At 76.1% G+C, this 21,207-nt stretch carries 22 protein-coding genes; 5 read left to right on the top strand and 17 right to left on the bottom strand.

Annotation, left to right across the window (positions count from 1 at the left end; translation table 11 throughout):
* Positions 1-3: 3 nt before the first annotated feature.
* The gene (locus ACSNN7_RS24265) at positions 4-519 is read right to left on the bottom strand and encodes a 2'-5' RNA ligase family protein (protein WP_436683242.1); all 516 of its coding nucleotides are present in this window, start codon (positions 517-519) and stop codon (positions 4-6) included.
* Between the two features lie 81 nt (positions 520-600).
* On the opposite strand from ACSNN7_RS24265, the gene ACSNN7_RS24260 reads away from it, so the two are divergent.
* Positions 601-1,110, top strand: a complete 510-nt coding sequence (locus tag ACSNN7_RS24260; protein ID WP_436683241.1) for a mycothiol transferase — start codon at positions 601-603, stop codon at positions 1,108-1,110.
* A 7-nt stretch (positions 1,111-1,117) separates the two neighbouring features.
* Here ACSNN7_RS24260 and ACSNN7_RS24255 read toward each other — a convergent pair whose 3' ends face one another.
* The gene (locus ACSNN7_RS24255; protein ID WP_436683240.1) at positions 1,118-2,077 is read right to left on the bottom strand and encodes a glycoside hydrolase family 88 protein; all 960 of its coding nucleotides are present in this window, start codon (positions 2,075-2,077) and stop codon (positions 1,118-1,120) included.
* 146 nt (positions 2,078-2,223) lie between these two features.
* Between ACSNN7_RS24255 and ACSNN7_RS24250 the strand changes: the two genes are divergently transcribed.
* Together ACSNN7_RS24250 and ACSNN7_RS24245 are read left to right on the top strand one after the other, a co-directional pair.
* Positions 2,224-2,601: an SCP2 sterol-binding domain-containing protein gene (locus tag ACSNN7_RS24250; protein ID WP_436683239.1), complete on the top strand. Its 378-nt coding sequence runs from the start codon at positions 2,224-2,226 to the stop codon at positions 2,599-2,601.
* Positions 2,598-4,664: an amylo-alpha-1,6-glucosidase gene (locus ACSNN7_RS24245; protein WP_436683238.1), complete on the top strand. Its 2,067-nt coding sequence runs from the start codon at positions 2,598-2,600 to the stop codon at positions 4,662-4,664. Before ACSNN7_RS24250 ends, ACSNN7_RS24245 begins: the two co-directional genes overlap by 4 nt.
* A gap of 28 nt (positions 4,665-4,692) precedes the next feature.
* Here the strand turns inward: ACSNN7_RS24245 and ACSNN7_RS24240 are convergent, their stop codons facing one another.
* The 3 genes from ACSNN7_RS24240 to ACSNN7_RS24230 form a co-directional block, all read right to left on the bottom strand.
* A complete protein-coding gene (locus tag ACSNN7_RS24240) occupies positions 4,693-5,415 on the bottom strand; it encodes a Pr6Pr family membrane protein (protein ID WP_436683237.1) in 723 nt (240 codons plus the stop codon).
* A gap of 112 nt (positions 5,416-5,527) precedes the next feature.
* Positions 5,528-6,349, bottom strand: coding sequence for a hypothetical protein (locus ACSNN7_RS24235; RefSeq protein WP_436683236.1), 822 nt, complete (start codon positions 6,347-6,349; stop codon positions 5,528-5,530).
* A gap of 225 nt (positions 6,350-6,574) precedes the next feature.
* The gene (locus tag ACSNN7_RS24230; RefSeq protein ID WP_436683235.1) at positions 6,575-7,081 is read right to left on the bottom strand and encodes a DinB family protein; all 507 of its coding nucleotides are present in this window, start codon (positions 7,079-7,081) and stop codon (positions 6,575-6,577) included.
* Positions 7,082-7,201: 120 nt separating this feature from the next.
* Here ACSNN7_RS24230 and ACSNN7_RS24225 point away from each other — a divergent pair, with 120 nt between their 5' ends.
* Both ACSNN7_RS24225 and ACSNN7_RS24220 read left to right on the top strand, forming a co-directional pair.
* Positions 7,202-8,098 (top strand): DUF72 domain-containing protein, encoded by an 897-nt coding sequence (locus ACSNN7_RS24225; RefSeq protein ID WP_436683234.1) that lies wholly within the window; start codon positions 7,202-7,204, stop codon positions 8,096-8,098.
* Between the two features lie 139 nt (positions 8,099-8,237).
* A complete protein-coding gene (locus tag ACSNN7_RS24220) occupies positions 8,238-8,387 on the top strand; it encodes a hypothetical protein (RefSeq protein WP_436683233.1) in 150 nt (49 codons plus the stop codon).
* A 143-nt stretch (positions 8,388-8,530) separates the two neighbouring features.
* Here ACSNN7_RS24220 and ACSNN7_RS24215 read toward each other — a convergent pair whose 3' ends face one another.
* The 12 genes from ACSNN7_RS24215 to ACSNN7_RS24160 all read right to left on the bottom strand — a co-directional run bounded on the left by ACSNN7_RS24215 (position 8,531) and on the right by ACSNN7_RS24160 (position 20,981).
* Positions 8,531-8,920, bottom strand: coding sequence for a hypothetical protein (locus ACSNN7_RS24215; RefSeq protein WP_436683232.1), 390 nt, complete (start codon positions 8,918-8,920; stop codon positions 8,531-8,533).
* A gap of 98 nt (positions 8,921-9,018) precedes the next feature.
* Positions 9,019-9,651, bottom strand: coding sequence for a hypothetical protein (locus ACSNN7_RS24210; protein WP_436683231.1), 633 nt, complete (start codon positions 9,649-9,651; stop codon positions 9,019-9,021).
* Between the two features lie 143 nt (positions 9,652-9,794).
* Positions 9,795-10,658 carry an alpha/beta hydrolase family protein gene (locus ACSNN7_RS24205; RefSeq protein WP_436683230.1) on the bottom strand — a complete coding sequence of 288 codons (864 nt, stop codon included), beginning with the start codon at positions 10,656-10,658 and terminating at the stop codon, positions 9,795-9,797.
* A gap of 22 nt (positions 10,659-10,680) precedes the next feature.
* Entirely contained in the window at positions 10,681-11,622 is a 942-nt protein-coding gene (locus ACSNN7_RS24200; RefSeq protein WP_436683229.1) for a glycosyltransferase family 9 protein, read from the bottom strand.
* Positions 11,619-12,314, bottom strand: a complete 696-nt coding sequence (locus tag ACSNN7_RS24195; protein ID WP_436683228.1) for an SDR family oxidoreductase — start codon at positions 12,312-12,314, stop codon at positions 11,619-11,621. Before ACSNN7_RS24195 ends, ACSNN7_RS24200 begins: the two co-directional genes overlap by 4 nt.
* Positions 12,311-13,726 (bottom strand): PfkB family carbohydrate kinase, encoded by a 1,416-nt coding sequence (locus ACSNN7_RS24190; RefSeq protein ID WP_436683227.1) that lies wholly within the window; start codon positions 13,724-13,726, stop codon positions 12,311-12,313. Before ACSNN7_RS24190 ends, ACSNN7_RS24195 begins: the two co-directional genes overlap by 4 nt.
* Positions 13,723-14,508: a D-sedoheptulose-7-phosphate isomerase gene (locus tag ACSNN7_RS24185; protein WP_436683226.1), complete on the bottom strand. Its 786-nt coding sequence runs from the start codon at positions 14,506-14,508 to the stop codon at positions 13,723-13,725. Before ACSNN7_RS24185 ends, ACSNN7_RS24190 begins: the two co-directional genes overlap by 4 nt.
* Positions 14,508-15,725 carry a glycosyltransferase gene (locus ACSNN7_RS24180; protein ID WP_436683225.1) on the bottom strand — a complete coding sequence of 406 codons (1,218 nt, stop codon included), beginning with the start codon at positions 15,723-15,725 and terminating at the stop codon, positions 14,508-14,510. Before ACSNN7_RS24180 ends, ACSNN7_RS24185 begins: the two co-directional genes overlap by 1 nt.
* On the bottom strand, positions 15,710-16,684 hold the full coding sequence (locus tag ACSNN7_RS24175; RefSeq protein ID WP_436683224.1) for a glycosyltransferase: 975 nt from the start codon (positions 16,682-16,684) through the stop codon (positions 15,710-15,712). The genes ACSNN7_RS24180 and ACSNN7_RS24175 overlap by 16 nt, the downstream gene beginning before the upstream one ends.
* Positions 16,685-16,693: 9 nt before the next feature.
* Complete coding sequence (locus ACSNN7_RS24170; protein ID WP_436683223.1) at positions 16,694-18,274, bottom strand: HAD-IIIA family hydrolase; 1,581 nt, start codon at positions 18,272-18,274, stop codon at positions 16,694-16,696.
* A gap of 35 nt (positions 18,275-18,309) precedes the next feature.
* Positions 18,310-19,332 carry a glycosyltransferase family 2 protein gene (locus tag ACSNN7_RS24165; protein WP_436683222.1) on the bottom strand — a complete coding sequence of 341 codons (1,023 nt, stop codon included), beginning with the start codon at positions 19,330-19,332 and terminating at the stop codon, positions 18,310-18,312.
* Positions 19,329-20,981: a carbamoyltransferase family protein gene (locus tag ACSNN7_RS24160; protein WP_436683221.1), complete on the bottom strand. Its 1,653-nt coding sequence runs from the start codon at positions 20,979-20,981 to the stop codon at positions 19,329-19,331. The genes ACSNN7_RS24165 and ACSNN7_RS24160 overlap by 4 nt, the downstream gene beginning before the upstream one ends.
* Positions 20,982-21,207: the final 226 nt, after the last annotated feature.

Genomic DNA, 21,207 nt, shown 5'->3' with positions numbered 1-21,207 from the left:
GGGTCAGGGGAGGGGGTGGGAGATGTGGCGGGCGTGGTCGGCGACGGCGGCGCCTACCACCGTCGCCTGGAGCGGCAGCATCTCCAGGCATCGGCGTACGGCGGCGGCCATCAGCGTGTTCGGCACCCGCATGGACAGCGTGCAGTGCGGCACCCAGCGTCCCGGCCGGTACTGCTCGGACAGGGCGATCCCGGCCCGGGCCAGTCGCTCGTGCACCAGGGCCTGGTGGGCCAGCAGTTCGACGGTGGGGGTGACGCCGAGCCAGAGCACCCGGCCGACGAACTGCCCGGCGTGGTCGAAGCCCAGCCGCAGCGGCGCGGCGACCACCGTCCCGCGCAGCGCCTCGGCCACCCGCTCCGGATCGAGGCGGGGTGCCACGGCGAGGGAGACGTGCGGCCGGTGCCGCTGCTCCAGCAGCGAGCGCATGCTCTGCACGCCCTCGGCCTCCAACGCGTCCCACAGGACCCGGATGCGACGGGTGGCGTCGGTGTCCAGATACAGCTCCAGCGCCGCGACCACGTGATCACCCTAGAGGCCGGGTTTACCGGCCCCGGCCGGCGGTACCCGACGGGAGACGGCGGCCTGCTAAGGAGTGTTCCGGTGGACGTGGACGACCTGTTGATCGAGACCTACGACCGGCTGCCCGACCTGGTGCGCGCGGCGGTGGACGGGCTGAGCCCGGAGGAGCTGCGCCGCTCGCCGGGGCCCGGCGCCAACCCGGTCGGCTGGCTGGTCTGGCACCTGACCCGCATCGAGGACCACCACGTGGCCGACCTGCTCGGCGCGGACCAGCTCTGGGTCTCCGGCGACTGGGCGGCCCGGTTCGGCCTGACCCCCGATCCGGACGACACCGGCTACGGTCACAACCCGCAGCGGGTCGCCGCGGTGCGCCCGGAGAGCGCCGGGGCCCTGGTCGACTACCACGAGGCGGTCGCACGGCGTACCCGGGAGTTCCTGGCCGGGCTGCGGCCGGCGGACCTGGACCGGGTGGTGGACGAGGCGTGGGACCCGCCGGTGACCCTCGGGGTGCGGCTGGTCAGCGTGGCCGAGGACGCCCTGCAGCACGTCGGCCAGGCCGCCTACGTGCGGGGCCTGCTCCGCGCGGGCTGAGCCGCCGTCACCCGGCCCGCCGCAGCGCGGCGTACGCGAGCAGGTGGAACGCCTGCGCCTCGGCGGAGGTGCCGGGGCGGGTGAAGTCCGGCGCGCCGCTGACCGGCCGGACCAGCCCGTGCCGGTCGACCTGGCGGTTCGCGGCGGCGAACAGGTCCCGCCCGACGTCCCGGTACGACGCCGGCAGCCAGCCGTCGGCGACCCCGGTCAGCGCCGCGTACGCCAGCATCTGCGCGACGTTGACCTCGACGAAGCTGCCCGGGTCGTCGAGCATGTCGTGGAAGAGCCCGTCCGGCCGGCGGTGCGCCAGGCAGGCGTCGAGCACCTGCCGGGCGTGCCCGGCCAGCTCCGCCCGCCGGTCGGCGGGCCAGTCGGCGCGCAGCCGCAGCGCACGGGCGATGCCGGCGACCACCCACCCGTTGCCGGTGCCCCAGTGGCCCGGGTGCGCCAGGCGCCCCCGGTCGTCGTCCCAGCGGGCCGCGTAGAGCCCGCTGCGCTCGTCGTGCAGCCGGTGACGGTGGCCGTCCACCTGGCCCGCGGCCGCGGCGGGGTGCCCGCAGAGGGCGAGCAGCGGCACCACCATGTAGACGGTGTCCGCCCAGACCTGCCGGTTGCCGAGCAGGTGGAACAGGGTGCCGTCGGCCGCCCGGGGCGCCCGGGTCAGCAGCCAGTCGAGCTGCCGGTCCAGCGCCGCCGACCACCGCTCGTCCGGATGCGCGGCCACGGCGTGCCACAGCGCCTCCCCGCAGGCGGCGCCGTTGACCGCGCCGTTCTCGCCGGACACGTCGCCGAGCCGCCCGTCCGGGTGCTGGCGGGTCACCGCCGCGTCGGCCAGCAGCACCGCCTGCTGGTCGCGGCCGAGGTCGAGCAGCGCGTGCCCGGCCACCCCCTGCTCCCAGGACTGCCGCTGCATGGCCAGCAGCGCCGCCAGCACCCGGCCCACCCGTGGGTCGTCCAGTTCGCGCATCGTCGCCTCCCTCCGCTCCAGCTACCCCGGATCCCGCCGCCCGCACGCCCGGCGCCACGGCTCACCCGGTCCGGATGAGGTCGCCTCACCCTCCGGGGTGCGACCGTGCTGACTCCGGCTGTGCGGACCACGCGGGAGAGGGGGCCATGGCCATGTCGGCGGCAGAGTTCCTGGAGCGGCTGAGTCCGCGCCGCCGCCCCGAACTGCCCGAGACCACCGCCGGCACGCTCCGGCTCGACCTGCACGACGGGGGCCGTACGGAGCACTGGTACCTCACCCTGCACGACCAGTGCCTCGACGTGGCCCGCTCGGCGGACGAGGCCGACCTGGTGGTCCGGGCCGACCGGGAGGTCTTCGACCGGCTCGCCGCCGGCCGGACGCACGTGGTGGCCGCGCTCATGCGTAACGACCTGACCGTGCAGGGTGACATCCGGCTGCTGCTGGCGCTGCGGCGCATCTTCCCGGGCCCGCCCGACGCCCGGCACCCCCGCGACGTCGCCGGACCCGGGTCGGCGCGCCGATGAGACAGGAACGCGTCCACGTCGTCGCCGGGAACGCCTTCGCCGCCAGCGACGCCCAGGGCGACATGGAGATCGACCCGCGGGCGCCGCTGGGGCTCTTCTCCTTCGACACCCGGTTCGTGTCCCGCTGGGTGCTCACCGTGGACGGCGAGCGGCTGAACGCCCTGTCCCGCGACGACCTCAGCTACTTCGAGACCCGGTTCTTCCTGGTCCCCGGTCCCGCCAGCCGCTACGTCGACGCGGACGTCTCGGTCATCCGCCACCGGTCCATCGACGACAGTTTCAACGAGCGGATCACCGTGCTCAACCACGGTGCCGACCCGGCCGAGCTGGTCGTCCGGATGGACATCGCCGCCGACTTCGCCGACACCGCCGAGATCCGCAGCCCGAGATTCCGCCGGACGACCGCCACCGCCTCCTCCGCCGACCGGGCGCTGCGGCTGCGGTACGAGCGGGACCGGTTCAGCCGGGAAACGATCATCTCCAGCACCGCTGCGGGACATGTCGACGAGGGCGGCATCACCTACCGGATCAGCGTCCCGGCCAACGGGCAGTGGATCACCGACCTGCACGTCGGCATGACGGTTCGCGGTGAGGGCGGACGCGACCTGCGCAGCAGCCTGGAGACCCACCGGCAGTTGGTCGGCCGGGACATGCGCGAGGACCTGCGCCAGTGGCGCGCTCGGGCCCCGCAGCTGTGGGCCGAGCGCGACACCCTGGCGGACGTCTACCAGGGTGTCCTGACCGACCTGGCCGCGCTGCGCTACACGCCGCTGTCCTATCCCGGGCAGGTGCCGGTGGGCGGCCTGCCGTGGGCGATGGCCCTCTACGGCCGGGACGCCGTCGTCACCTGCCTGCAGACCCTGCCGTTCACCCCCGAACTGGCCCCGACCACCCTGCGGGTGCTGGCCCTCGCCCAGGGTGGGCGGCTCGACGACGAGCGGGACGAGGAACCCGGCAAGATCCTCGGCGAGCTGCGCTACGGCGAGTCCGCCGGCTTCGGCGAACAGCCGACCGCGCTCTACTACGGGGCCGCCGACACCACCCCGCTCTTCGTCGTGCTGCTCGACGAGTACGAGCGCTGGTCCGGCGACGCCGCGCTGGTGCGGGAGCTGCGTCATCCGGCCCGGATGGCGCTGGACTGGATCGACGCGTACGGGGACCCGACCGGCGAGGGATACCTGCGCTACCAGCGGCGCAACCTGAGCAACGGGCTGGTCAACCAGGGCTGGAAGAACTCGCCCGACGCGATCGTGCACCGCGACGGCCGAGAGCCGGGGTTCCCCCGGGCCACCTGCGAGTTGCAGGGGTACGCCTACGACGCGAAGCTACGGGGTGCCCGCCTGGCCCGGGAGTTCTGGGACGACCCGGCGTACGCGCAGCGGCTGGAGCGGGAGGCGGCGGCCCTCAAGGAACGCTTCGACCGGGACTTCTGGCTGCCCCGGCGGGGGTACTACGCGCTGGCGCTGGAGCCGGACGGCACGCCCGTGGAGACGCTCACCTCCAACATCGGCCACCTGCTGTGGAGCGGGATCGTCCCCGAGGAGCGCTCCGCGGACCTCGCGGGGCATCTGCTCTCACCGGAGTTGTTCACCGGCTGGGGGGTGCGGACCCTGGCCGAGGGGCAGCTGCCGTACAACCCGGTGGGGGCGCACGTCGGCGCGGTCTGGCCGTGGGACAACTCGCTGGTCGCCGCCGGTCTGCGCCGCTACCACCACGACGAGGAGGCGGCCCGGGTCGCCGCCGGCGTCCTCGCGATCGCGGAACTGCTCGGCGGGCCGGTGCCGGAGGTGATCGCCGGCTACCCCCGCGAGGTCACCAGGTACCCGGTGCAGCTGCCGATGGCGGGCCGCCCGCAGTCCTGGGCCTCCGGGGCGCTGCTGATGCTGCTGGGCACCATCCTCGGGTTACGGCCCTGCGGCGACAACCTGCTGGTCAGCCCGGCCGTGCCGGAGGGCTTCGGCCGGATCGAACTGCTGGACGTCCCGGGCCGGTGGGGCCACGCCGACGCGTACGGCCGGGACCGCTCCACCCACCCCCGGGGGCGCCGCTCCCGGCTGCGCTGATCCTCCCGCCGCGCCGCGGCCCGGGCGGTCACCGCTGCCCGGCGGGAGTCTCAGCCGGGGTGTCGTCGGGGGCCGGCCGCGGCGCGGGGACGGCGACCGCCGGGGTGTCGGCCGGGCGGGCGGGCACCCGCCGGGACAGCCCCCGGTCGACGCCGACGAAGAGCAGGCCGAGCACCCAGAACGCGACGGCGAAGAGGACGGCGCTGACCGACACCCCGGCGTAGCCGAGCTGCCCGGCGTCGATGAACGGGTACGGGTACCGGTGCACGACGAGCCCGCGCACCAGCGCGAAACCCAGGTACGCCAGCGGAAAGGCCAGCCACCAGGCGGCGTGCCGTACGCGGAGCCGGCCGCGCTGGTCGAACAGCGCCCAGTCGGCGATCGCCAGCAGCGGTACGACGGTGTGCAGGAACTGGTTGCCCAGCGCCTCGCCGAGCGCGCGTTCCGGCTGGGTCATCGCGAAGGGGCTGGCCGGGTTGGCCAGGACCAGGTGGTACACCACCCCGGTGATGGTGATGTACAGGGTGACCGCGCCCTTGAGTGCCGACGGTGGCTCGGCCCGGGCCCGCCAGGCCCGCCAGGCGGCGTAGCCGGCGAAGAGCCCGACCGCGACGTTGCTCTGGATGGTGAAGTAGGGCAGCAGGCCGGTGACCGTGGCCGGACCGAGCGCGGTGAGCACGATCCCGGCCAGCACGGCGACGACGGTCGCCAGGCGGAGGACCATCGCCACGCGTCGACGCCGCAGACTCATCGGCGCAAGCTACCAGCCCGCACCGTCACGCCTCGGCGGGAGGCCGGTCCGCCCGGGCACGGACCACCGCAGAGCTGTCGAGCCGGCCACCACGGGCCGGGTGGTGGCCGGGTCAGCGGGGGGTGGGCGGACCCGGCCGGGCGGTGCCGCCGGGCGCGGTGGGCTTTCCGCCCGGCGTCGACGCCGTCCGGCCCGCGCCGGAGGGCCGGGCGTCGGGCCGCCGGGTCGCCGGGTCGGGGCGGTCGGCCGTCGGGGGCGCCGGGTCCGAGCGGTCTGCTGTCGGGGGCACCGGGGCGCCGGTGCCGCGGACCACCCGCTCGCAGTAGCCGGGTACCTGGTTCCGGCCGCCCGCGCGGGCGATGAGGTCGGCGAAGGCCGGGTTGTCCAGGGCGCGGCCGGGGTTCTCCGCGGCGCCGGCCCGGTAGGCGTGGCACAGCCCGAGGACCGAGGCGGCCGGCGACGGGCGTCGTGACTCCACCCCGGACGGCGCGCCGGACCCGTCCCGTCCGGCGGTCGGGGAGGGGCTGTCGTGCGGCACGGTGGACGCGGTCGGCGGAGCCGGGTCGTCGCGGTGCAGCGGGCCGGGCAGGGTGCCGGTGGCGGCGGCGAGGGCGATGCCCCCGCTGGCGGCCACGGCCAGGCCCGCGAGCGCGAGCTTCAGCCCGGCCAGCTGGGCCAGGAACCGCGGACGGGCGGGCCGCGGGGTGGGCCGTTCAGCACCGGCGCGGGCCGTGCGGGTGGGCCGCGCAGCACCGGCGCGGGCCGTGCGGAACGCCTGCATCGCGGCGCTCTCGCCGCGCAGTTCGGTGGGGTGCGGGGCGGCGCGCACCGCCGTCAGCAGCCGGACGAGCGGCTCCGGGCCGTCGTGCGGGTCGACGACCGGGCTGCCGAGCAGTCGCTCGACGGTCTCCTGGTCCATCCGATGTGCGTTCATCTCGTGTCCCTCAGCGCCGGGCATACCCCGGGCGTCACATTCCCGCCGCTCGGGGTGGCGAGGGTCACGCCGGAGATCGCCGCCGGACCCAGTGGCGGGCGGGCAGCACGCCGCGCTGGTGGAGGCGCGCGCCGCCCGCGCCGATCGGGCGGAGACCGAGGACGGCCGCCCCTGCTCGGCCTGGCGCGCTGGGCGGGTCGAGCGCCCCCGCTGACCCCGGCCGGGTCAGCCCATCGTCTTGGCGCCGTCGATTGCCTCGCGGAGGATGTCGGCGTGCCCGGCGTGCTGCGAGGTCTCCGCGATGAGGTGCAGCAGGACGCGGCGCACCGACCAGCTCGCGCCCGGCTCGAACCAGGGCGCCACCGGCAGCGCCTGTGCCGAGTCCAGGTCGAGGGTGGCGATCAGCTCGTCGGTGCGGGCCGCGACCTGGGCGTACTGGTCGAGGAGCCCGGCGAGGGTCTCTCCCGCGACCATCCGGAACCCGTTCGCCCAGTCCACCGGCGCGCTCATCATCGCCTCGGCGCCGTCGACCGCGAACCGCATCCACGCGTCCTCGGTGACCGCCACGTGCTTGATCAGGCCGCCGAGGCAGAGCTCGCTGACCGTGGTGCGCGCGGCGGCCTGCTCGTCGGTCAGCCCGCGCACCGTGTGCCGCAGGAAACCGCGGTGCCGGCCGAGGGTCTGGGCCAGGTCGGCCCGCTCACCGGTGAGAACCCGCTCCGAAGTGGTCATCGGTGCACCTTCCGTCGATGTCGTCGAGGCCCAGGCTAGGCCGGGGCACCGACAGTTCCGCCGTCCGCCACGCGCGGCCAGCGGTTGCCGATCCGGGGCGATGGCGGTCCACTGAACTACATGGGTGACATTTTGGTCGGCACGTCCTCCTGGGCGGACCAGACGCTGCTGCGCTCCGGCTGGTACCCGCGCTCCGCGAAGACCCCCGCCGATCGGCTCGGCTTCTACGCCCGCCACTTCGGACTGGTCGAGGTGGACACCTCGTACTACGCGATCCCGGCGCCGGAGACCACCGCCGGCTGGGTCGAGGCCACCCCGCCCGGGTTCACCTTCGACGTCAAGGCGTTCAGTCTCTTCACCGGCCACCCGACCCCGGTGTCGATGCTGCCGAAAGACCTGCGGCCGGCCTCCGGCCCGGCCCGGGTCCGCCGTCGTGACCTGCCCGAGCGCGCGTACGAGGAACTGTGGGCCCGGTTCCGGGCGGCGCTGGAGCCGCTCGCGGCGGACGACCGGCTCGGCGCGGTGCTGCTGCAGTTCCCGCCATGGCTGACCCGCGGCGAGGCCGCCCGGCGGCGGATCGTGGAGCTGGCGCGGCGCTGCCGCCCCTGGCCGGTGGCGGTGGAGCTGCGGCACGGCTCCTGGTTCGACGACGTGGCGGCGGCCGAGACGGTGACCTTCCTGCGCGACCACGACCTCAGCATGGTCTGCGTGGACATGCCCCAGGGGCACCCCTCCTCGGTGCCGCCGATCATGGTCGGCACGGCCGAGCCGATCATGATCCGCTTCCACGGGCACAGCGCCCACTGGGAGGGCGGCAGCAAGGAGGACCGGTTCCGGTACGCCTACTCCGACGAGGAGCTGCGCCGCTGGGCGGAGCTGCTGACCGACCTGGCGGCGCACTCCGGCGAGCTGCACGTGCTCTTCAACAACTGCTGCGAGGGGCAGGCCCAGCGCGACGCGGGCCGACTGGCCGAGCTGCTCGGCGTGACCCCCGCGTCGGAGCGCGCCGGCGTCTGAGCCGGTTTGCCGCCCCGGCCGCCGGGTACCGCGCCGGGAACGACAGAAGGGTGCCGCGATGACGCAGGAACGACAGCCGGGTGACGGCCATAATTCGGCCTCCGCGCCGCTAGGCGGCGCTCCGGACCGAATGAGGGCCGTGCCGGACGACGCCGAGGCCCGCCGGGTCCGCGAGGCGGAGGAGGCGCACGGCGGCAGCATGGCGCCGGGGCTGGTGGACGAGACCGGCCGGCCGGTCGCCGAGCCGCTGCCGGCGCCGGCCGGTGACGAGGACGGCACCCGCTCCTGAGGCGGGTGGCGGACGCCGACGGACCGGCCACGGCTCGCCGTGGCCGGTCCCGTCCTGCGTACCCGGGTCGACGGTGACCGGACGCAGGGGCGGTCGGGCCGGGCCCGGGACGCTCTGTCCCGGCCCGGCCCGTCGCTTCGAGGTCAGTCCCGGTTGATCCCCTCCGGGTGCATGCCGGTGTCCCGCTCGAGCGGGTTGTCGGGCAGGTCCCCGTCCGCGACGTCGTCCGGGAAGGGACGCCGCGACGGCGCGGGGTCGGGTGGCGCACCCGGCCCGGCGTCGGTGAACCGGGTCGGCTCCACCGATCCGAAGCCGTGCCGGCCGGCCGGTCCGGTCGGCGCGCTCGGCGCGCCCGCCCGGCGTTCACCCCGCCGGCCCTCCGGCACGGCGGTCTCCTCGCTGCCCTCGTCCATCGGGTCGTGCTTGCCCGCGCCCCAGGGTGGGTCCGCGTCGAAGCCGTCCGTGGTGCCCCAGGGGGCGGCGGACTGCGGCCCGCGCCCCGAGCCGCCCGTCGGTCCCTTCTTCGCCGTCATGGCCACCTCGCTGCTCGTCGTCGCGCCCGGCCGGTCACCGCCCCGACCGGCGCGGGGCCGCCGTCGCCGACGGCCACCCCGCGCCGGTCGGGAACCGTTCAGCCGGCCATCGCCATCCCGCGCTGGCGCTTGGCCGCGCCCATCGACGCGAGCTTCCCCAGCGACGCCGGCGCGCTGACCAGCCCGCCCGCGCGCCCCAGGATCCCGCGGTACACCTGGCCGGGCTTCTGCTGCTCGCCCATGTACGAGGTCACCACGACCAGCGCCCCGGTGAGCGCCGGGATGGCCCACTGGAGCAGCTTCATCTGCCGCTGGCAGGAGGCCACGTCGGACGGGGTCTGGTAGTTGGGCTCGGTGGTTCCCTCGACCGGCGGGTTGCCGGCCTTCTCCAGGCGCATGCCGAGCAACCGGCTGTACCCGGTGACCGCGAGCGCGCCGACGGTCAGCGCCGTCTTGACCGCGCTGACCCTCCCCACCCCGCGCTGTGTCATCACCCGCGGGCTCTCCGCGGCGAGTTCGCCGACCGCGCCGGCCAGGTGGGCGCCGATCGCCGCCGCGTTCACCGGCGTCCAGCGGGACCACCCCGCGGAGGCGACGGGCAGTCGCTGAGTCGAGTCGCTGATCCGCGCCGCCGCCCCGTTGACGCCGAGCGCTCCCATCAGGGAGCCACCGAACCAGGCTGCCAGGCCCAGATCGTGCATCGAGCGCAGTGCGGTGTGCCGTTCGGACATCTGATCCCCCTCCACCGTATTCGGGCGCAGCGGCATACCCGCCCGTCGCGCGGCTACGCACCCGATCTCACCGGCGGTCGGCACGTACCCTGACGTGCCGTTCGTCCCGGCGGGGAGTGGTGACGCGGTGGTGGGAGCGGCGTTCAGCGGCGGGGCAGGCCCGCCGCGAAGGTCGCCACCCGCGCGGCCAGCGGCCGCCCGGCGCGGACCCAGGTGAAGTGGTCCAGCGGGGCGCCGGCCTCGGCGGCCGTGTAGCGCTGCCGGGTCACCGGCGCGGCGGTGAGCTTGGCGCAGAGGTGGTCCAGCGTGCCGTGCGGCGTGTACTGGTCGTCGTCGACGCTGACGGCGAGGACGGGCGTGCCGACCCGCCCGACCGCCGCCTCGGCGTCCACCCCGTCCAGGATCGGGAAGCGGCCGGTCCGGGCGGTGTACGCCCAGTCCCGGATCACCCCGCGCGCCTGCCGCCCGCCGAAGCCCCAGCCCGGCCAGACGCCGAGCGCCGCCGCCGTCGCCGCGATGCCCTGGGTGTACGGCAGCACCCCGTACCGCCGCGGGCCCGGGTAGCTGCGCCAGTACGGCACGCCGACGGCCAGCAGAGCGAGCCCGTCGACCGCGTCGGCGCCGTGCAGGGCGAGGTGCAGCAGGGCGGCCTGCCCGCCGAGGGAGTGCCCGAGCAGCACCCGGGTACGCCCGTCCAGCCGGGGCTTGAGCGCGTCGAGCACGGCGCCGACGTCACCGGCCAGTTCGGCGTAGCCGTACCGGCAGGCGCGGCTCGGTGGGGGAGTGCTGGCGCCGGTGCCGCGCAGGTCGGCCGCCACCACGGCCAGGCCCGCCTCGCGCAGCGCGGCGGCGAAGGGGCGGTAGTAGCGGGCCCGGACGCCCATCGCCGGCCAGAGCACCACCACCGGCGCGCCGGCCGGCCCCTCCGGCTCGGGGTAGACCTGCACCCCGAGGCGCGCCCCGTCGACCTCGACGAACTCCTGGCTGTACTCGATGTCCCCGCTCACCGCCTCAGCCTACGGCCGGAAGCTACCGACGGGTAGCCACGGGTGTGCCGCGCTCCACCCGCTCCACCGCGGCCAGCACCGCCGGCACGTCCAGCGCGGCCAGCGCCGGATGCACGGCGGCGGCGTCGACCGGTCGCCGCTGGCCCACCCAGAGCGCCTGGTGCCACGGCCGGTCCGGGGGCGGACCCCACTGCGCGGGCGGCACCGGGCCGAAGAGCAGCACCGACGGGGTGGCGTAGGCGGTGGCGAGGTGTCCGATGCCGGTGTCGCCGCTGACCACCAGGCGGGCGTGCGCGACCAGCGCGGCCAGCTCCCCGAGGCCGGTCTCCCCGGCCAGCACCGCTGCGGCCGGCAGTCCGGCCAGGGCGCGTACCTGCTCGGCGATGCTCCGCTCGCCGGCGGTGCCGGTGACCACCACCCGGTGCCCCCGGGCGGTCAGCGCCCGGGCCACCTCGGCGAAGCGCGCCGGTGGCCAGCGTCGCTGCGCCGCCTTCGCCCCCGGGTGCACGATGCTCACCCCGGCCGGCATCCGCCCCGGCTCCGGCCGGCGCAGGGTGAGGTCGGTGCGGTCGGCGGGAATGCCGTACCAGGCCAGCATCCGGCACCACCGGTCGATCTCGTGCTCCTCGGCCCGCCAGTCCGGGCCGTCGCGGTGACCGGCCTGTGCGTTGGCGAAGGCGAGCAGCCGGCCCGGCCGGACACCGGCGAGCATCCGATGCGACTGCGGGCCGCGACCGTGCAGGTTGACCGCCAGCTCCGGCGCCGGGCCGGGCCACGCCAGGTGGCCCAGCCCGTCCGCGTCGACCAGCCGGTCGACGCCCCCGACCAGGTCGACCAGCGGGGCCAGCCAGCGCGGCGCGACCAGCGCCAGCTCCTCCTGCGGGTACGCGGCCCGCAGCGCGCGCAGCGCCGGCACCCCGGTCGCGAGGTCGCCGACGCCGAGCGCCCGTAGCACCAGGATCACGGGTACGACGACTCCTGTTCGGCGCAGACCACCATCTCCCGTACCGCGCAGCCGGGCGGCTGGGAGAGGGCGAACATGATCGCGGCGGCGGTGTCGGCCGGGTCGTTGAGGATCGCGTCCGGGCCCGGCTTGTACCGCTCGTCCCGGTCGTCGAAGAACGCCGTCCGCATGCCCCCGGGGATCAGCAGCGTCACCCCGACCCGCCCGGCCAGTTCGGCCGCGAGCGCCCGGGTGAAGCCGACCACCCCGAACTTCGCCGCGCAGTACGCGGTGGCGTCGCTGACCGCCTTGATGCCGAGCGTGGAGGCGACCGTCACCACCGTGCCGTGCGCGCGCTCCAGGTGGGGCAGGGCGGCCCGGACGACGGCGGCGGTGCCGAGCAGGTTGACGGCGACGATCCGGTCCCAGGTCGCGCCGTCGACGTCGGCGAGCGCGCCGGGCACGTCCATCCCGGCGGCGGTCACCAGGCCGGTCAGGCCGCCGGCCTGCTCGGCGATGCGCCGGGTGGCCTCCTCGGCGGCCCGGGTGTCGGCGAGGTCGCACTCGACCCACGGCACCCCGTCGGCCGGCGCCTGCCGGTCCAGCACGTACGGCCGCCCGCCGGCCTTGGTCACGGCGGTCACCACCGCCGCGCCGAGGCCGCTCGACCCGCCGGTGACCAGCACCGCCGCTCCGTTCAGATCCCTGCTCATCGTGCTCCCTTGACCAGTCGGGCGCCGCGCGAGCGCGCGGCGCTGATCGTCGCGGTGGTGGACCGGCCCGCCAGGTAGGGCACGGTCACCACCCGGCCGCCCCAGCCGCGTACCAGCTCGGCCTCGGGCAGTTCGGGGGCGCCGTCGCCGGCGTAGTCGCCGCCCTTGACCCAGACGTCGGGGCGCAGCCGGGCCAGCGCGGTGGCCGGGGTGGGCTCGTCGAAGACCACCACGGCGTCGACGCAGTCCAGCGCGGCCAGCAGCCGGGCCCGGTCGGCCTGTGGGTTGACCGGGCGGTCCGGACCCTTGAGGGCGCGGACGCTGCGGTCGGAGTTGAGGCAGACCACCAGGCAGTCGCCCAGCCGCCGGGCCGCCTGGAGGGTGGCGACGTGCCCGGCGTGCAGGATGTCGAAGCAGCCGCCGGTGGCCACCACGGTGCCGCCGTCGGCGCGTACCCGGGCGATGAGCTCCTCGGCGGCGGACTCGGGCCGGCGCGTCGTGGCCGGCTCGGCACCGCGCCGGGCCAGGCCGGCCGCGCCCCCGGCGGCGACGTACGCGGACGCCGCGGCGACCGCCTCCTGCACCGCCTCGGAGGTGAGCGCCCCGCCGGCCAGGGCGGTGGCGGCGGTGGCCGCGAACCGGTCCCCGGCGCCGCAGGTGTCCTCCACGTGTGCCACGTCGGACGGTGGGGGCACCACCAGCGGGGTGCTGCCGGAGTGGCAGAGCACCGCGCCGTCGGCGCCCATGGTCACCGCCACCGCGCCGACCCGCCAGCGCTGGCGCAGCTCGTGCCCGGCGCGGGTGGCGGTGGACAGCGGCGACCCGCCACCGGCGTCGCCGGTGAGCTGCCGCAGCTCGGACAGGTTCGGGGTGGTCAGCCGGGCGCCCGGCACCGCGACGCCGCCCTTCGGGTGCGGGTCCCAGACCACCGGGGCGCTCGCGTCGGCGAGCGCGGCCCGCAGGGCCGGCTGCCGGACCAGGCCCCGGCCGTAGTCGCTGACCAGGATGGCGCCGGCCGAGGCGAGCACCTCCAGCGCCGCCTCGGGAGGCTCACCCGGTGGCCGTGCCGCACCGCCGCGGTCCAGCCGCAGCAGGGTCTGCCCGCTCGCGCGGAGCCGGATCTTCTCCGCGGTGGCTCCGGGCAGCCGCAGCGGATACAGGCGCACGCCGGCGGTGGTGAGCAGTTCCGCGATCCGGGCCCCGGCGGCGTCGTCGGCCAGCGCGGTCACCAGCGCCACCTCGGTGCCCTGGGCGGCGGCGAGCAGCGCGGCCAGCCCGGCGCCGCCGGGCCGGTCGGTGGCGGCACGTTCGTCGAGCACTGGCACCGGCGCGTCCGGGCAGACCCGGCTGACCGTGCCCTCGACGTCCCGGTCGAGCAGGGCGTCGCCGACGACCACCAGCGGCCGATTCACGACGGGCACCCGGGCCGGCTCGGCCCGTGTCCGTTGGCGGCGTGTCCGTTGGTGCCGTGCCCGTTCGTGCCGTGGCCGTTGAGCGCGTGCCGGTTGAGCCCCGGTGCGGTACCGGCGGCGGCCAGCGCGCGCGCGTCGCCGCCGGCGGGCCGGCCGGCGAACTCGACCGTGCGCTGCCGCGGCGCGGCGGTTCGCGGCAGCTGCCGTACCAGCGGCAGCGCCTCGTCGACGTACTCGCAGAGCAGGTGCAGCGAGACCAGGTGCAGCTCCTGCACCACCTGGCTGTCCGGTGAGGGCACCGCCAGCACGTCGTCGCAGACCTCGGCCAGCGGGTTCGGCGCGGGGCCGGTGAACGCCCAGCAGCGCACCCCGACCTCGCGGGCCGCCTCGACCGCCCGCAGCAGGTTGGCGCTGGTGCCGCTGGTCGACATGAGCAGCAGCACGTCGTTCTCCCGGCCGTGGGCGCGGACCTGGCGGGCGAAGACCTCGTCGTAGCCGTAGTCGTTGCCGATCGCGGTCATCGAGGACGTCTCCGCGTGCAGCGCGATCGCCGAGTACGGCTCCCGGTCGTCGCGCAGCTTGCCGACCAGTTCGGCGGTGAGGTGCTGGGCCTCGGCGGCGCTGCCGCCGTTGCCGGCCGCCAGCAGCCGGCCGCCGGTGGCCAGCGTCCAGGCCAGCTGGGTGCCCCAGCCGGCCAGCCGCTCGGCGGTGCGCCGGTACGGCAGCAGTGCGGCGGCCAGCCCGGACAGGTGCGCGTCGAGGGCGGACATCGGGTCGCTCATCAGGCCACCGCCGGGGCGACTCGGCCGGCCGTGCTGACCGAGGCGTAGACCGCGCTCAGCTGCTCGGCGCAGCGCTTCCAGGAGTAGCGGCTGCGGATGCGGTCCAGCGCCGCCGTGGCGTACGCGAAGCGGCGCACCCGGTCGGCGAGCAGCCGGCGGATCGCGGCGCCCAGCGCGCGCGGGTCCCGCGGCGGCACCAGGTCGCCGGTCAGCCCGTCGACCACGGTGTCGGCGATGCCGCCCACGTTCGTGCCGATCACCGGCACGCCGCAGGCCATCCCCTCCAGCGGGGTCAGCCCGAACGGCTCGTACCAGGGGGCGGCGACCAGCAGGTCGGCCGAGCGGTACCAGGCGCCCATCTCCTCGCGGGGGACCGCGCCGACCAGCGTGACCCGGTCGGCGACCCCGCAGGACTCGGCGAGCGTCCGCAGCCGGCGGGCGAAGCCGTCGGCGGGAAGCAGGTCGGCCGGTGGGCCGCCGATCACCACGCACTCGGCCTCCGGCACCGCCGGCAGCGCCCGGACGACGTCCTGGAAGCCCTTGCGCTCCACCATCCGCCCGACGGTGAGGATGCGCGGGCGGGTCGGGTGGCGGGGCGCGACCGGCCCCTCCGGACGGAACATCTCCTCGTTGACCCCGGACGGGACCAGCGCCATCTTCGCCCTCGGCACGCCGAGCCGGACCAGCTCGCCGATCTCGTCCTGGCACTGGACGATCACCCGGTCGGCTGCCCGTCCCAGCGCGCGTTCATAGCCGATCCGCCCCGGTGGACTGGTGTCCCGGGCGCCCTGGTGGCGGCGTTTCACCGAGCCCAGCGCGTGGTACGTCAGCACGACCGGCGTGTCGGTGCGCCGCCCGGCGTGCAGGGCGGCCAGGCCGCTCATCCAGAAGTGCGCGTGCGCCACGTCCGGCCGCCAGCCCTCGCCGCTCCACTGCTCGGCCATCCATCGCCCGAACTCGCCCATGTACGGCAGCAGCTCGTCCTTGGGCAGCCGCAGCGCGGGCCCGGCGGGCACGTGCCGCACCTGGTAACCGGCGGCGGCGTCGACCGTGTCGGGCAGGTCGGCCGCGTCCCGGCGGGTGTAGACGCGCACGTCGTGCCCCTCGCCGACCAGGGCCGCCGCCAGTTCGGCGACGTGCGTGTTCTGCCCGCCCGCGTCCTCCTCGCCGAGGACGGCGAGCGGGCTGGCGTGCTCCGAGATCATCGCGATGCGCATGTTTCCTCCTCCAGAATCCGGTCCCAGTCGGCGAGGAACCGGTCGAGCCCGAAGCGGTCCTTCGTCACCTCCCGCGCCCGCGCACCGAGCCGGTACGCGGCGTCGCGGTCCTCCGTCAGCCAGCGGGCCGCCTCGACGAGGGTGTCGACCCGGGTGGAGAGCACCCCGGCGTCGGGCGGCACCGCGTCCACGGCCTCGGTGGTGGCCAGCGCGACGACCGGCATGCCGATCGTCATGGCCTCGATCAGGCTCAGTCCCAGCGACGTCCACCGGCACAGGTGCAGGTACGCCCGGCGCCGGGCCACCTCGGTGTGCATCACGTCCTGGGGCAGGTCGTCGTGGCTGGCCAGGCGGTGCCCGGGCAAGCCGAGCCGGTCGGCCAGCCCGGTCACCCCCATGCCGAAGACGTCCAGCGGGGCGACCTCGGCGAACCGGCGCATCAGGTCGGTGCCGGTGACCCGCCCGCGCCGGATCGGCTCGTTCGTCACCACCGCGAGCCGGTCCAGCTCGCCGCTCCACTCGACCCTCGGCGGCACGATGCCGTGCTCGACGACGGCCGTGCGGGTGGCGCCGTTGTCCCAGAACAGTTCGTTGAAGTGGGTGACGTGGGTGAGCAGCAGGTCGTCGCGGTCGGCCATCGGGTGGCGGGTGTTGGGTACGTCGCCCTTGGGGGTGTTGTGCTCGACGTACACCGCCGGCACGTCCCGCCCGGGCCGCCGGCGCAGCCAGCGTTCGGCCAGCTCCAGCTCCTCGGGGCGTTGCAGCACGACCACGTCCACGTCCGCGTCGGCCAGCTCCTCGGGGGTCACCTCGACGGCGCTGTCCGGCCAGGGGTAGGTGCGGGCCCGGCCCAGCCCGTACGGGCCGCGGTCGGGAGTGACCGGCACCAGGTAGCGGTGCCGGCCGTGCACGAAGGACGTGGTCCAGGAGCCGTGCACGTGCCAGAGCAGGACGTTCATGACCCTCCTTCAGCGTCGGATTCCGGTGGTGAGCAGGCGGACCGCGGCGAGCACGTCGGCCGGGTCGACCCCGGCGGTGAGGCAGGGGTGGCCGGGTACCGGGCAGCGGGTGGCCCGGGTGTCCAGGCAGGGCGCGGCGGCGTCGCCGAGGCGGACCAGCGGCACCCGGTAGGGCGCCCACTGGCCGAAGGAGACGGTGGGGGCGAAGAGGCTGACGACGGGTACGCCGACGGCGGCGGCGAGATGGGCGGGGCCGGTGTTGCCGACCACCACGCAGCTCGCCCCGGCGAGGACACCGGCCAGCTCCGCCAGCGGAGTCCGCCCGCCGAGGTCGGTGCCGCCGGCAGCGGCGACCCGGGAGGTCAGCACGGTCTCGACCGGCCCCCCGGTGACCACTACCCGATAGCCGCTCGCGGTAAGCCTGCGCACGATCTCCACCCACCGCTCCGGCGGGCAGGCCCGGGCCGGCACGGACGCTCCCGGGTGCACCACCACGTACGGGCCGTCGGGCGGCGCGACCGCAGGCGCCTCGACGCGCAGCGTCGGCTCGTCGCCGGCCGGCAGGCCGAATCCGGCGGCGGCGGCGAGGGAGAGGGCGCGCTCCGGCTCCGGCACGCCGACCGGCACCTTGTGGCGTACGTCCAGCAGGGAGCCGGGGTAGTCGTCGCTGATCGCGCTGATCCGGCCCACCCCGGCCATCCGCAGCAGCAGCGCGAGGGGCAGGGCCGACTGGTGGAAGGAGGTGAAGACGACCGCCTCGTCGGCGCCGACCGCGGTGAGCCGGGCGGTCAGCGCGCGGATGTCGTCGGGGTCGACGGGGGCGGGGTCGCCGTCGATCCAGGGCAGCGGCCATTCGACGATCTCGTCGACGCCGGGAAGCAGTTCGGCGGCGGCCCGGCCCCGGGGACCGCAGAGCAGCACAACCCGCTGCGCCCCGGCGGCGACGGCCCGGATCGCCGGGCCGGTGACCAGCACGTCGCCGGCGGAGTCGCTGCGTACCACCAGGACGGTGCCGGCGCGGCGGGGCGCGGTGGGCCGGACGGCGGCCTGCCGGCGCAGGATCTCGTCGACCGCCGCCGGCAGGTCCCGGGCGACGTGCGGGGCGGCGGCGACCTCCTCGGGCCGGGTGACCGGGGTGGGCACCAGCACGCCGGTGGCGCCGGCGGCGAGCGCGGCGGTCATGTCCCGGCCGATGTCGCCGACCATGACGCAGCGCCCCGGGGAGGTACCCAGCGCGGTGGCGGCCGCGTGGATCATCCCCGGGGCGGGTTTGCGGCAGCCGCAGCCGTCACCGTCGTCGTGCGGGCAGATCTGCCAGGTGTCGAAGGGGCCGAGCAGCTCCTCGACCCGGGCGTGGACCGCCCGCATCTGATCGGCGGTGAAGAGTCCCTTCGCCAGGCCGGACTGGTTGGTGACGACGCCCAGACGCAGGCCGGCGGCGCGCAACCGGTCCAGTGCCTCGCGCGCGCCGGGCAGCGGGCGCACCTTCTCCGGGTCACCGTTGTACGGCACGTCCTCGACCAGCGTGCCGTCCCGGTCCAGCAGCACCGTGTCGAAGAGTCCCTGCGTGATCGCCGTGCCCCCGTTCATGGCAGACCAGTTGCCCGGGGCAGGAGGAGTAAACATCAACTCTGCGCTCCGGCGGGCTCACCGTCCGCACCGGAGCGTCGGTGTCGCCACCAGCCCCGTACCCAGTGGGCGACGGCGACCGGCGGGATGAGCGCGCTGGTCAGCAGCATGGCGGACACCTCGTCGCGGGTGCGCGGGCCGGGCGCGATCCGCATCGCGGCGAACTCGGCGGCGCCCACCGTCCAGCCCAGCGCGCCGGTGGCGGCGACCGCGCCGAGCACCCGGCGCGGTGCGCCGTGGCGGGGCAGCAGGGTGCGCAGCGCGACGGCGGTCACCGCCAGCGCCCCGGCGGCGGCCGTCGCGACGTGCCGCGGCCGCCGGCCGGGCGGCAACCCCAGCTCGGTGCGCCAGTCCGGGCCGTAGACCCGGCGCAGCAGCGCGTCGTCGGCGTTGCCCCGCTGCACCCGCAGGCTCACCCAGCGATCCTCGGGGCGGACCGGGTGGGTGACCACGCGTCGGCCCCGGACCAGCTCCCACCCGGCGCGGCGGACCCGGTGGGCCAGCTCGGCGTCCTCGCGGTAGGCCCGGGGGAAGCGCTCGTCGAAGCCGCCCACCGCCGCCAGCGCGGCCCGCCGGTACGCCATGTCCGCGGTGATCCACTCGCCCTCGGCCAGGCCGGCGGTGCTCCGCTCCCAGTCGGTGGGCCGCCGGTCGGCCGGCAGCGGCACCGTTACGACGCCCTGCACCCCGCCGACCCGGTCGCCGACCGCGAGGTCGTCGCGCAGCCGCCGGGCCCAGTCGGGCGCCGGCACCACGTCGTCGTCGAGGAAGACCACCCAGGGCCGGCGGGCCGCCCGCCAGCCGACGTTGCGAGCCGCCGCCGGGCCCGCGCCGCGCCCGGTCACCACCTTCGCGTACGCGGACAGCGCCCCCGGCACCGCCAGCTCACCCGCGGCGTCGCGCCGGTCGTCGACCAGCAGGATCTCCACGTCGGGCAGCGCGGCGAGCTGCGGGACGAGGGCGTCGAGCAGGGCGGTGAGGCTGGGCCGGCCGAGGGTCGGCACCACGATGCTGATCACCGGCCACCGCCGAGCGCGCCCCGGCGCACCGCGAACGGACCCAGGGCCAGCAGCTCCACCGGGGCGGAGCCGAACAGCTCCATCGCCTCGCGCGGGGTGTCCACCATGGGCCGGCCGGCGGTGTTCAGCGACGTGTTCACCACCACCGGCAGGCCGGTACGCCGCTCGAACTCGGCGAGCAGCTCGGCGACGAGGGGCTCGGTGTCGGTGTGCACGGTCTGCACCCGGGCGGTGCCGTCGACGTGGGTGACCGCCGGGATGCGGTCGCGCCACTCCGGCTTCACCCGGTGTACGAAGAGCATGTACCGGCTGGGGAAGACCCCGTCGAAGATGTCGGCGAAGCGTTCGGCGCGGACCATCGGCGCGATCGGGCGGAACTGCTCCCGCCCCTTGACGTCGTTCATCCGGGCGGTGGTCGCCGGGTCGCCGGGGTGGGCCAGCAGCGAGCGGTGCCCCAGGGCGCGCGGGCCGTACTCGCTGCGCCCCTGGTACCAGGCGACGATGCCGTTGTCGGCCAGCACCCGGGCCGCCTCGGCGGCGATCGAGTCGGGCCGGTGGTACGGCAGCGCGGCCCGGCGCAGCTCCGCCTCCAGCTCCTCGTCGGACCAGCCGCGGCCCAGGTCCGCCCCGGTCATCGGCGTCGCCCGGTCACCGAGCGTGCCGGCGACGTGCAGGGCCGCGCCCAGCGCGGTGCCCGAGTCGCCGGCGGCCGGCTGCACCCAGACGTCCCGGTACGGCCCCTCGGCCGCGAGCCGGGCGTTGGCGACGCAGTTCAGCGCCACCCCGCCGGCCATCGCCAGGGTCGAGGCGCCGCCCGAGGCGTCGTACAGCCAGCGGGCCAGGTCGAGCACGACCTCCTCCAGCCGGGCCTGCACGCTGGCGGCCAGGTCGGCGTGGTCCTCGGTCAGCTCGGCGCCCGGCTCGGCGGCCTTGGCCAGGCTCGTCCAGTCGATCCGGTCGACCTGGAAGCCGCCGGAGTCGGTGACCCGGACCAGCTCGCGCAGCACCCCGAGGTGCTTGGGCCGGCCGTACGAGGCCAGTGCCATCACCTTGTACTCGTCGCTGGAGTGCAGGAAGCCGAGGTGGCGGGTGAGGTCCTCGTAAAGCAGGCCGAGCGAGTGCGGCAGCTCCTGCGAGTAGAGCGGGCTCAGCTCGCCGTCGCGGTAGACCCCGGCCAGGTGGCTGGCGACCTCGCCACGGCCGTCGAGCACCAGCACGGCGGTGTCGTCGCCGGCCGGCGGGGCGGCCAGCCCGGCCGAGGCGGCGTGTGCCACGTGGTGCGGGACGAAGCGCACCTTCTCCGGGTCGAGGCCGGGCAGCGCGGCGGCGAGGAACTGCGGGGCCCGCCGGGCGTAGTCGACGCGCAGCCAGTCCCACGGGTCGGCGAGACCGAGGTCGGCGGCATCGCGGCACAGGCCGGGGTCGAAGGAGTAGGCCACCGCGTCGAGGCTCTCGACGTCGACGCCGCTGCTGGACAGGCACCAGGCCGCGGAGAGCTCCGGCAGCTCCCAGGCGGAGAACGGGACCGGCCGCTTGCCGTGCTTGCGACGGCTGAACCGTTCCTCTTCGGCGGCGGCCACCACCCGCCCGTCGACCACCAGGGCGGCGGCCGGATCATGGAAGATCGCATTGATACCGAGGACGCGCATGGGAGGGTCCCTACCCTCGCCTTCGCCTCCTAACCTGTAGATCATCGACTTCTCCCACCGCCGCCAACCTCCAAGGTGGAGATTCCCGCGGCCCCGCGGCGGCCCCGCGGCGGCCCCGCCCGTCGCCTCGCCCGGTGATCAAGAAGTTCTGGTCTGCCGGCGCCGGGATCGTGACGCAAACCTCTTGATCACCGGTGCGGAGGGCGGTGGGGCGGGAGGGCGTGGG

Origin of the sequence: Micromonospora sp. URMC 105 (assembly GCF_051386295.1) — a bacterium.
Lineage (GTDB): Bacteria > Actinomycetota > Actinomycetes > Mycobacteriales > Micromonosporaceae > Micromonospora.
Note: the sequence above shows the minus strand (reverse complement) of the source record. Positions and strands in the feature narration are given on the sequence as shown.